This window comes from Flavobacterium sp., from assembly GCF_044371705.1.
Lineage (GTDB): Bacteria > Bacteroidota > Bacteroidia > Flavobacteriales > Flavobacteriaceae > Flavobacterium.
The window spans coordinates 1-11,460 of the sequence record NZ_JBILTE010000085.1 but is presented as its reverse complement, the minus strand read 5'-3'; the positions used below and the strand labels follow the sequence as shown (position 1 = coordinate 11,460).

The following is an 11,460-nucleotide window of genomic DNA, read 5'->3' as shown; positions in this document are numbered from 1 at the left end:
GTAGCACCCGCTGGCAAACCGGTAATGGTTAAGGTAGATCCTGAGAAAGAGCCCGAACCCGTTGCCGTACCACCGGTTACTTGTTGCCAGTAGTAATTTACGGTTCCACTGGTTGCAGTACCAATACTTAATTGGGTAGCACCACTACCTGCTGTGGCTAAATTCCAGCGGGTAATAAAGGCACCACAACTATTGGCACTTACGGTATCACCTGTAATGGTCCATCCTTTACCGCCACTGCCGGTTGCTAAAACCAAATTGGCTCTGGCTGCGGTGGCTTGCGGACCACGGGTTCTGCCGGTAGCACCTAGTGTTCTACCGTTAGGAGTGGTCGGATTGGCATTCCACCCCACAAGCGTGGCAGAATAGTTGGAACAATCCATTCCTGAACTGTTGAGCATACTTCCTAAATTAACATTGGCATTCAAGTTCCAGCTTCCAATGTTTTGATTAAAGGCTGTTGCCGAATTAAGCATGGCACTCATATTCGTTACCGCTCCAGTGTTCCAGCTGCCTATATTTTGATTGAAGGCTGTTGCCGTATTAAACATCGAATTCATATCTGTCACTGCAGCAGTATTCCAGCTTCCAATGTTTTGGTTGAAGGCTGCGGCAGACGCAAACATACTAGCCATATTTGTTACCGCCCCAGTATTCCAACTGCCAGTATTTTGGTTGAAGACGGTGGCAGCCTGAAACACGTTTTGCATAGTGGTTACAGCTGACGTATTCCAGTTATTGATGGTGCTGCTTCCTCCATTATTAAATGCAGAAGCTTCAAAAAACACCCCACTCATATTGGTTACCGCCGCCGTATTCCAGCTTCCAATGTTTTGATTAAAGGCAGTAGCACCCGAAAACAAACCAGATATATTCGTAACGGCAGCAGTATTCCAACTTCCGACATCAGGATCGTTGAAGGACGTAGCATTTCTAAATGTATTACTGAGATTGGTAACACCGGCAGGAAGGTTATTAGGTACATCCGTGAGGTTGGTGGCACCCCAGAAGGCACCGTTGAGGCTAGTCAAGCCTGTACAGCCCCATTCTACCATTCGAGTTATTCGAGCAGCATTTGAGTAGGCGGCTCCACTACCGAATTGGGTCATTGTGCCATAAATCGTTATGGTGTAGGTGCCTGCAGAGGCATACACGTGGTTCCAGTCAGCAGAGGTAGTATAGGTGTCAGAACCGCCATCACCCCAGTAAACTGTAGTATTCACCGTGCCGTAGATTGGTAGTGTAACTGTTTGGCTCGCAGCAGTAGTTATCACTTCTAAAGAAAATGCACAATCATTTACAGTTATAACTCCAGTCGAGGCAGCCACAAAGAAATTGTTGTTTTTAAAGGTTGCCGATGATGCAGTGCTTCCGTGAGTTCCATTTGGCTGTGTTGCAGTAAGAAAAATAAGTCGTGTACAAGTTGAATTATTTCCATTGCAATTCACTTTTGCCGTTAATGTACTAACCGTCAATCTATTGAATGTTGCAGGAACATCTGTTCTTAATATTCCTGTACTACTAAGGGTAATTATACTCGAAGATAGAGCGGTAGCATTACCCACTATTAAAGTTCCAGCTGAAATAGAGGTTGTGCCAGTATAAGTATTTGCACTGCTTAAAGTAAGTGTTCCAGTTCCCGATTTAGTTAAGGAAAGTGTGCCACTTCCGTTTTGGATAACACCACTAAATGTGGTGGTGGTTGTTCCTCCATTAGTGAGTGTAACAGCACCAACAGCGCTGCTTGTAATGGTTCCTGCACCAGCGATGGAGGCAATAGTTTCTGAGAATCCATTCAGGTTAAATGTTGCTCCACTTGCAACCGTTAAGTTGCAGTTTCCAAGTCTTTCATTTGTGCTTATTTGTACGGTTCCTACATTCACATTAAACGCTCCCGTATTGGTATTTACGCCACTAAGCGTAAGCGTACCTGCTCCCAACTTAGTTATTGTACCAGAATTAGAGATCACATTACTGTAAGTTATGTTATCAGAGCGGTTAAAAACGACCGTAGCGGTATTGTTGATGTTGACAGAAACCGATCCGCTTGTGCCACCGTTACCAATAGATAAATTTCCTCCCTGTACCGCAACCGAGCTTATACCCGTTATATTACCTGTAAGTGTCATTGTTCCAGCGCCCTGCTTAAAAACAGACATGCCGCCCCCTGAAATGTTACCAGAGAAAGTGAAGTCATCAGAGCGGTTAAAAAAAACATTACCAGCCGAACCTATAGTGATATTGCCTGCCACGGAACCGCTTGTTCCACCATTGCCAATATAAATAAGGCCGTTGCTAACGGAAGTTGCACCAGTATAAGTATTATTGCCGGTAAGTGTAAGAGTGTTGGAAAGGGGCATATTAAGGGATACCGTCCCGCTCCCATTTTGTATCACTCCGCTGAACGTAGTAGTAGCAAATGGTCCATTGTAAGTTATCGTAACTGAACCGACCGCATTACTCGTAATCGTTCCGCCACCTTCAAATGAAAAAACAGTCTCACTAAAGCCATTCATGTCAAAAACTGCACCGGTGGCAATTGTTAAAGCACTGCTATTTGAAATTCGTTCGGCTACACCAAGTCTCAAAGTCCCTGCATTGATAACTGTTGCACCTGTATAAGAATTCACTCCTGAAAGGGTTAAGGTTCCTGAACCCTCTTTGGTTAACCGAGCACCCGTTCCACTGTAAACACCTGAATAAGTCGTATTACTTCCGTTGCTTCCTACAGTAACCAATGGCGTTCCAGAACTTGTGCCAATATTACCTGCACCTGCTAATGAGCCTGCGGTCAAATTAAAACCTGCAAGCGCAATTGTCCCGGTTAGCGTTAGGTTTCCTGAAGATATATCAGTATTAGCTACTAGCGTAACCGTATGTCCTGCAGCAATTATCACATTATCGCCAGAAACAGGTACTACACCTCCAACCCAAGTTGCTGTATCATTCCAGTTACCAGTTGTGACTGAGGTTATAGTTGTTTGTGAAAATAAAACGGATGGAAGTAGGATTAATAAAAAAGTAGTTATTTTTTTGGAAAGTATGTTTTTTAACATGGTCGCACATTATTTAAAGTTGAACATCCCCCTGAGGCCAGGTGTAATGCGTATATTAGATTTGGATTGCAAAATTCAAACAAAAAATTGGATGTAAATGTAATCAAACAAACTATTAATTGCATTGAGGAACTGTTATTATCGTTGAAATGCTCAATTGTTTAGCTGTTGGATTGAATTTGATTGTTTAAAAGAAACACTTAAAAGTTATTCTTTAATTTTTTTCTCTAAAATTATTCTTAAAAAAGTACTTTTTTTCATAATCAACACGGTTTATTACAAGTAATATTTGGCAAATTTTGGGCTTAACTTTTTTTTATAGGTATTTTTAGGTTATTTTAGGTCGTTTATTCAAAATAATAGCACCCTCTTTATCTAGTAAAACAAGATGCAAGTGAATAAAAATAAACTCATAAAAAGCTACTAATTCCTTTAAAATACAGTTATTTTCGTTTAAATACCTATTTAATTAACTGTAAACAGTTTTAATTTACCGATACAATTTTTCAGTTACTTCCTTGCGGACTAGATATTTTGGGTGTTAAGTTACAAAATTTCAGTTAGTTATGATGCTTTTTTCTTTCAATTTTTTTAAGAAGGTATTATTTTGAAAACATCTAGTTTTACGACTAGTTAGTCCCTGGTTCATTTCCACTTTTTTTTTGATAATTTTCTAAATTGCATCGATCAAATTTTATTTCAATAGTATTATTTCTTAATTTGTTTACGGAGTGACTGAAAAAGAAATGATTTTTTTGGTTTAGGAACGATTGTAAAATCAGTTGAGCTTCGATTTTTTATCAATATATTTGAATCCTAATTTATTTTGTGTTACTAATTAATCAACAAATTCCGGTTTTAACAGATCAATGCTCCTTATTTATTAAGCGAGAGGATTTAATACATCCGTTAGTTTCAGGTAATAAATTCCGCAAATTAAAGTACAATTTAGCAGAAGCAAAAAAACAAAACCACAAGCAACTACTCACTTTTGGAGGTGCTTTTTCCAATCATATCGCAGCAGTTGCTTATGCCGGCAAAGAAAATGGTTTTGCAACTATTGGAGTGATTCGAGGCGAAGAGTTGATTAATAAAATTAAAGAAAATCCTACTTTAGCGAAAGCTCAAAAAGCAGGAATGCAATTTGTTTTTTTAAACAGAGAACAGTATCGGGACAAAGAAAATCAAGTTTTATTAAACCGACTCAAATTATTGTATGGTGATTTTTATTTGATTCCGGAGGGTGGCACTAACGCTTTAGCAGTTCAAGGCTGTGAAGAAATTTTAACATCACAAGATGCCGTTTTTGACTATATCTGTTGTGCTGTTGGAACCGGTGGAACAATAGCAGGAATCATCAATTCAGCTAAGCCGCATCAAAAAGTTTTGGGTTTCCCTGCTTTAAAAGGGGACTTTTTATCAAATGATATTCGTAAATTTGCAAAAAATAGTAATTGGGAATTGATTTCCGATTTTACTTTTGGAGGATATGCAAAAGTAACACCAGACTATATTGCATTTCTTAATATCATTTATCAAAGCACTAAAATTCCTTTGGATCCCGTTTATACCGGTAAAATGGTTTTTGGTGTTTTACAACTAATGGAGCGAAATTATTTTTCTCAGCATTCTAAGATTTTACTCATTCACACAGGAGGTATGCAAGGCATTAAAGGTATGAATCAATTATTAAGTAAAAGAGGCTGGCCTCAAATAGCATATGGTGATTAAAAAAGTTTTCTTCTTTGCAGTTTTATTTCTCTTGGTTGGTTGCCATTCCTCGAAACCGGTGGTTCGAACTACCAAATCTAATACATCTACGCGAACAGTGAAGAAACCTGTTTCAAGTACTAAAACTTCCAAAGAAACAGTTAAAAAAGTAGAAGAACCGGAAGTTTTAGTAGCAACGTCGGCTGTAAAAGTTACCCCCGAAATAGTTACAAAATATATAGAAGATTTTAAAGGTATTGCCAAAAATAATATGACTCAGTATGGCATTCCCGCTAGTATTACTTTGGCTCAAGGAATACTTGAATCGGGCAGTGGAACGGGTGTTTTGAGTGTAAAAGCCAACAATCATTTTGGCATTAAATGTCACAAAGAGTGGGAGGGACCAAGTGTTCGTCATGATGATGATTCTGAACAAGAATGTTTTCGAAAGTATGAACATGCCAGCGAATCCTATCGCGATCATTCGATGTTTTTAACCACACGAAGCAGGTATGCCTCTCTTTTTGAATTGCCAAAAGATGATTACGAAGCATGGGCCACAGGTTTGCGAGCGGCAGGTTATGCCACCGATCCTAAATATCCTGAAAAATTAATCAGTTTAATTGAACGGTATCAATTGTATCAATATGACGAAGAAGTATTGAAAAGTGGAACTACTTCTCAAACCAGCTCTTCAAAATCTAAAGAGCGTTTTTCTGAAAAAACCTATACAGTTGTGCAAGGAGATACTCTTTATTCCATTTCCAAAAAGACAAATATTCCTTTGGATGAATTAAAACGTAAGAATAATTTAAAAGACAACTCCATAGCTATTGGTCAAGTGCTCAAGCTATAAAATTTAAATATAATCAAATCCAAACATGATTTATCAAAGAAGTAGTCAGCTTTTTGCTGAAGCTATAAAAGTAATTCCCGGGGGCGTAAATTCTCCTGTCCGAGCTTTTAAAGGTGTAGGTGGCACTCCCATTTTTGTGGAGAAAGCACATGGGGCCTATTTGTATGATGCAGATGGCAATCGATTGATTGATTACATCAATTCTTGGGGACCCATGATTTTAGGACATGCCTACGAACCAGTAGTTACTGCTGTAATTGAAAAAGCCAAAAAAGGCACATCCTTTGGTATGCCTACCGAAATTGAAACAGAAATTGCCTCGCTTGCAATTTCAATGGTTCCGAATGTGGATAAAATTCGGTTTGTCAACTCCGGAACAGAAGCTTGTATGAGTGCCATTCGATTGGCAAGAGGTTTTACCAATCGCGATAAAATTATCAAATTTGCCGGATGCTATCATGGTCATTCGGATTCATTTTTGATTCAAGCCGGTAGTGGAGCGAGTACTTTTGGTACTCCTAATAGTCCGGGTGTAACGCAAGGAACTGCGAAAGACACCCTGTTAGCAGATTATAACAGTTTGGAATCCGTTGCAAAATTATTTGCTTCCAATCCAAATGAAATTGCGGCGATTATTGTTGAACCGGTTGCAGGTAATATGGGATGTGTGCCTCCATTGGAAGGTTTTTTAAAGGGTTTAAGAGACTTATGCACCGCACACGGATCCTTATTAATTTTTGATGAAGTAATGACCGGTTTTCGTTTAGCGGCCGGCGGAGTTCAAGAACTGTACGGAATTCAAGCTGACATTGTTTGCTTTGGAAAAGTAATTGGCGGCGGCTTGCCCGTTGGTGCCTTTGCTGCTCGCAATGAAATTATGAATTATTTAGCTCCGGTTGGGCCGGTTTATCAGGCAGGAACCTTGTCGGGAAATCCCTTGGCAATGGCGGCAGGATTGGCAATGCTTAGAGCTATTAACTGCGACCCGGATTTGTTTGTCCGCTTGGATGCAAAAACAGCTTATTTAGAAACCGGAATCCGAAAAGCATTAGACACTTCGCAGTTGGTGTACACTATTAATCGCGTAGGATCAATGATATCGGTGCATTTTGCTGCAACTACGGTCGTTGACTTTGCCACTGCAAAAAAAGGAGATAACGAAACGTTTAAAAAGTTTTTTCATGGTCTTTTGCATCAGGGTATCTATATTGCCCCTTCTGCTTATGAAACGTGGTTTATTACCGATGCGTTGACTTATGCAGATTTGGATGAAACAATAGCTGCAATTGCGGTTGTTGCAAAAACGCTTTAAAATAACAAAAGGCTCTGAAAAGAGCCTTTTATATTGATTAAATTCTGAATGAATTAATTGGTTAATTTTTTATATAATTCAGGATTTGTTTGTAATTTTTCAACTTGTCCGTCATTTAAAGTTGCTAAAAATTTGGTTGCTAACCCTTTTTTCAAAGTTGCTTTCTCTTCTTTAGTCAATTTTGGATCGTTTAACAATTCATATTTTAATTGAAAGAAATTTTGTAAATCCACTTGTTGTTGTGGGGTAGTATCTACATATTCTATAAGGGCATTATAATCTGCTGTTGCAGCCTCTTTAATTAAAATTTCTTTTCTTTCATTTGACAAAGTTGGGTCAATTGTTTGAGCAGTTGCAGATGCAGAAAAGGCGAATATAGCTAGAATTGTTAAAGCAATATTTTTCATTTTTTAGATTGTTTAGTTAATTATTAAAGCGAATATACTTTTTTTTTTAAAACAGTCAAAACAATTAAATTATTTTTTTTGATTTCCTTTTCCTAGACGCATTTTCGATTTATTGTTTATTTTGCTAAGATTATCATTTTGATGGGCTTCCCATTTTTCCATTTGCTCTTTGGAAAGAATTTTTTTCAACTCCGCTTTCATCGCAATTTGGTTGTCCAAACGTTGATTTTGCATGGCATATCGTTCTTCTGAAGTTGGTTTCTTGCCTTCTGCTCTTTTTGCTTGCATTTCAGCTTTTTTTACATCTCTTTTTTTGGTGTTTTCCAAAACAATTTTTTTGATTTCTTCTTGCTGTTTCGTTGTCAAATCCAAATGAAGAGTCATGCGTTTTACCTGAAGTTCTGCTTTTTGTTCAGGCGTGAAACTTTCTCTTTGATTCATTGGTGCATTTTCGCCCATTTTTCCTGAACCTCTTTGTTGTGCAAATGTTAGCGTACTTGCTAACAATACTGCGATAAAAATTACTTTTTTCATGGTTACTGTATTTTTTGATTACGGTGATTTGACTAATGGAACTACAGAAGGTTTAGTCTTTGTGGAATATTTAACAAAAAAAAAGCCCATGGTTGATACCATAGGCAATTGTATTTGTTTTTATTGTATAGAATTAGTTTTTCAGAACAACCGTTTTCAAATCGCCATCCACTTCAACTTTAATCATATTGTGTTTAGCCAAACCTTTTATGGCGGCATCCCATTTTTTTCCACTCAAGGCCGTTTTTTCTTTTAACTCAGTTAGAGGTAAAAGATGCGAAACTTTTAAAAGTTCGATAATTATTTTTTCATCATCCGTTAACTCCACTTGCTTTTTCTCCGGACGCATTTGCGGGAAGAACAGCACCTCTTGAATCGATTGGTTGTTGGTTAAAAACATAATCAAACGGTCTATTCCAATTCCCAAACCGGAAGTAGGAGGCATGCCGTATTCCAATGCTCTCAGGAAGTCGTTGTCAATAAACATAGCTTCATCATCACCGCGATCGGCCAATTTTAATTGGGCTTCAAAACGTTCTCTTTGATCAATTGGGTCATTTAATTCCGAATACGCATTTGCTACTTCTTTACCACAAACCATTAGTTCGAATCGCTCTGTTAATTCCGGATTGTCGCGGTGTTCTTTGCACAGCGGACTCATTTCTTTCGGATAATCGGTGATAAAGGTGGGTTGAATAAAGTTTCCTTCGCACTTAGCTCCGAAAATTTCATCAATCAATTTGCCTTTACCCATGGTTTCGTCTACAGGAATGCCCATTTTTAAGGCGGCTGTTCGTAGTTCATCTTCTGATTTTCCGGAAATGTCAAAACCTGTAAACTGTATAATTGCATCGGTCATTGTCACTCTTGGATAAGGAGCTTTAAAGTTGATTGGGTATTCGCCAAAAGTAGCTTCGGTAGTTCCATTTACATGTAACGCACAATATTCCAATAAATTCTCGGTAAATTCCATCATCCAATGGTAGTCTTTATAGGCTACATAAATTTCCATAGCAGTAAATTCCGGATTATGGGTACGATCCATGCCTTCATTGCGGAAGTTTTTAGAAAATTCGTAAACGCCATCAAAACCACCTACAATTAATCGTTTCAAATATAGCTCGTTTGCAATCCGCATATATAAAGGAATGTCCAAACTATTGTGATGCGTCATAAACGGACGAGCAGCAGCTCCTCCCGGAATGGATTGCAAAATCGGAGTTTCCACTTCAAAATAGCCTTTGTCATTAAAAAATGTTCGCATGGCATTGAACAATTTTGTTCTTTTCACAAAAACATCTTTCACTTGAGGGTTAACCACTAAATCAACATACCGCATGCGGTAACGCAATTCGGCATCGTTAAAGGCGTCGTGCACTTTTCCTTCCTCATCTGTTTTAGGTAAAGGTAACGGACGCAATGTTTTACTTAAAAAAGTAAAATGGTCTACCCGCACACATTGTGCACCTACTTTTGTTGTAAACAATTCACCTTCTATTCCGATAAAGTCACCTAAGTCGGTTAATTTTTTAAATACCTGATTGTATAGTGTCTTGTCTTCACCCGGACAAATCACATCGCGGTTAAAGTACAATTGCATTCTACCTTCGCTATCTTGCAATTCGGCAAAAGAAGCTTTTCCTTGGTCTCTCACGCTCATGATTCTGCCCGCAAGATTCACCTTTTTGCCCTCTTCAAATTGGTCTTTTACCTGTTTTGACGTATGCGTTAAAGGATAAAGATTGGCAGGATAAGGGTTAATTCCCAGTTCGCGTAGAGCATTCAGTTTTTCTCTTCTGATGATTTCTTGTTCCGAAAGTTGCATAGACTGTTTTTTTAAGCCTGCAAAGATAGGGATATTTTGAAAATGGAGCAATGGGTAAATTTTGACTATTTTTTCGATTTGGCACATCTCCATTTGATTGAAAGATAATTCCATTTTATTGCGTTGCCCATCTTCTACATATTTTGTAGTTTTGGAAAAAATATCAAATTCATGAATTATTTTAATCGCGTTTTGCCTTTCATCGGACTTTTGTTTTTAACCTCCTGTGCCATTACCGAAACCTTTGAAATTAAGGAAGACCGTTCGGGTAAATTCCGTTATGACATTGATATGTCGCAGGTGATGGAGATGGCGGGTAATTTAGGAACAGAAGAACCTTCAAAATCGAAAAAGAATAAAAGTAAAAAGAACCGAGAAGTTGCTTCTAAAGATTTGGATACCACTTTCACCTTTCAATCAATTTTTGATGAAAAAAGAGACAGTATAGCACAATTGCCCATTGAAGAGCAGCAAAAATTGAAGCGATTGGAAAAATTCACCATACACATGGTCATGAATGAAGCAGATAAGAAATTTGTTTATTCCATGTATGCAGATTTTGATTCGATTGATGAGTTGATGGAAATGCTGTCACCTATGCAAACAATGCAATCTATTGGCGGAGGAGGCACTTCTAATCCGATGGCAGAATCTGCATCCGAGGCATTAAAAGACGATTCAAAAACCTCTTATTTTTATGATGGGAAAGTATTTAAAAAGATAGTGGCACCCGGAAGTTTTGCAGATGCCTTGAAACAGGAAATGGAAAATGTTGAAGAAGAAATTAATGAAGAGTCCGGAGAAGAAATAGATGATGCCACTGAAGAGGAACTTGATGAATCATTGGATAAAATGACCGAATCGATGGGGATGATTTTTGAACAATCCAGTTACAAGATGATTTATAGATTTCCGAAACCTGTAAAAAGCATCACTTTTGAAAACGCTCAATTTAGTGCCGACAGAAAAACTGTAACAGTTGACATTGCGATGGATGATTATATGGAGCATCCTGAAAAATTAAGTTTCGAAGTTGTTTTCGAATAAATCCAATGAATAAAAAAATATACCTACAAGATTTAGGACAAAAAGATTATAAGGAGGTTTGGGATTTTCAGGAAGCACTTTTTAAAAAAATTGTTGATGTAAAGATTCAGAATCGTCAGAATCAGAAGGAAGAACCTACCAATAACTATTTTTTGTTTGTAGAACATCCCCATGTGTATACCTTAGGTAAAAGTGGCGATTTGTCTAATTTGTTGCTTTCCGAACAACAATTGGCGGCAAAAGGAGCTGCTTTTTATAAAATAAACAGAGGCGGAGATATCACCTACCACGGTCCCGGCCAAATTGTGGGGTATCCAATCTTGGATTTGGAAAATTTCTTCACCGATATTCATAAATATTTACGTTTATTGGAGGAAGCTATTATCCTAACTTTAGGTGAATACGGACTTTCTTGTGAACGAAGTCCAGGCGAAACAGGCGTTTGGCTGGATGTAGGAACACCCTTTGCCCGAAAAATTTGTGCCATGGGCGTTCGAGCCAGTCGGTGGGTAACCATGCATGGATTTGCATTGAATGTCAATGCCGATTTGGGTTATTTTGACAATATCATTCCTTGTGGTATCCGTGGAAAAGCGGTGACTTCCCTGCAAGTTGAATTAGGTGTTTCACAGGTGGATGAAGCAGTTGTCAAAGAAAAAATTACCAAGCATTTTAAAAATCTTTTTGAATGTGAATTTAAGTCAGATCTTTCG

General features: G+C 38.1%; 9 protein-coding genes. 5 read left to right on the top strand and 4 right to left on the bottom strand.

Translation table 11 applies throughout. From position 1 onward, the window contains the following. Positions 1-3,056, bottom strand: a 3,056-nt coding sequence (locus ACIQ2S_RS07480; RefSeq protein WP_396174555.1) for a BspA family leucine-rich repeat surface protein, incomplete at its 3' end; no start/stop codon positions are given. 837 nt (positions 3,057-3,893) lie between these two features. Here ACIQ2S_RS07480 and ACIQ2S_RS07475 point away from each other — a divergent pair. Genes ACIQ2S_RS07475 through hemL form a run of 3 tightly spaced genes read left to right on the top strand, consistent with a single transcriptional unit; the run spans position 3,894 to position 6,934 of the window. Next, on the top strand, positions 3,894-4,787 hold the full coding sequence (locus tag ACIQ2S_RS07475; RefSeq protein ID WP_396174557.1) for a 1-aminocyclopropane-1-carboxylate deaminase/D-cysteine desulfhydrase: 894 nt from the start codon (positions 3,894-3,896) through the stop codon (positions 4,785-4,787). Next, a complete protein-coding gene (locus ACIQ2S_RS07470) occupies positions 4,777-5,622 on the top strand; it encodes a glucosaminidase domain-containing protein (RefSeq protein WP_396174553.1) in 846 nt (281 codons plus the stop codon). The genes ACIQ2S_RS07475 and ACIQ2S_RS07470 overlap by 11 nt, the downstream gene beginning before the upstream one ends. 25 nt (positions 5,623-5,647) lie before the next feature. After that, the gene (gene hemL / locus ACIQ2S_RS07465; RefSeq protein WP_396174551.1) at positions 5,648-6,934 is read left to right on the top strand and encodes a glutamate-1-semialdehyde 2,1-aminomutase; all 1,287 of its coding nucleotides are present in this window, start codon (positions 5,648-5,650) and stop codon (positions 6,932-6,934) included. A gap of 53 nt (positions 6,935-6,987) precedes the next feature. Here the strand turns inward: hemL and ACIQ2S_RS07460 are convergent, their stop codons facing one another. The 3 genes from ACIQ2S_RS07460 to lysS form a co-directional block, all read right to left on the bottom strand. Next, entirely contained in the window at positions 6,988-7,341 is a 354-nt protein-coding gene (locus ACIQ2S_RS07460) for a hypothetical protein (protein WP_396174549.1), read from the bottom strand. A gap of 69 nt (positions 7,342-7,410) precedes the next feature. Next, positions 7,411-7,875 carry a hypothetical protein gene (locus tag ACIQ2S_RS07455; RefSeq protein ID WP_396174547.1) on the bottom strand — a complete coding sequence of 155 codons (465 nt, stop codon included), beginning with the start codon at positions 7,873-7,875 and terminating at the stop codon, positions 7,411-7,413. A gap of 133 nt (positions 7,876-8,008) precedes the next feature. After that, complete coding sequence (lysS, locus tag ACIQ2S_RS07450; RefSeq protein ID WP_396174545.1) at positions 8,009-9,700, bottom strand: lysine--tRNA ligase; 1,692 nt, start codon at positions 9,698-9,700, stop codon at positions 8,009-8,011. Positions 9,701-9,871: 171 nt separating this feature from the next. Here lysS and ACIQ2S_RS07445 point away from each other — a divergent pair, with 171 nt between their 5' ends. Beyond that, the gene (locus ACIQ2S_RS07445; protein WP_396174543.1) at positions 9,872-10,747 is read left to right on the top strand and encodes a hypothetical protein; all 876 of its coding nucleotides are present in this window, start codon (positions 9,872-9,874) and stop codon (positions 10,745-10,747) included. Positions 10,748-10,752: 5 nt separating this feature from the next. Then, positions 10,753-11,460: lipoyl(octanoyl) transferase LipB (lipB, locus tag ACIQ2S_RS07440; protein WP_396174541.1), on the top strand; the 708-nt coding region annotated here is incomplete at its 3' end.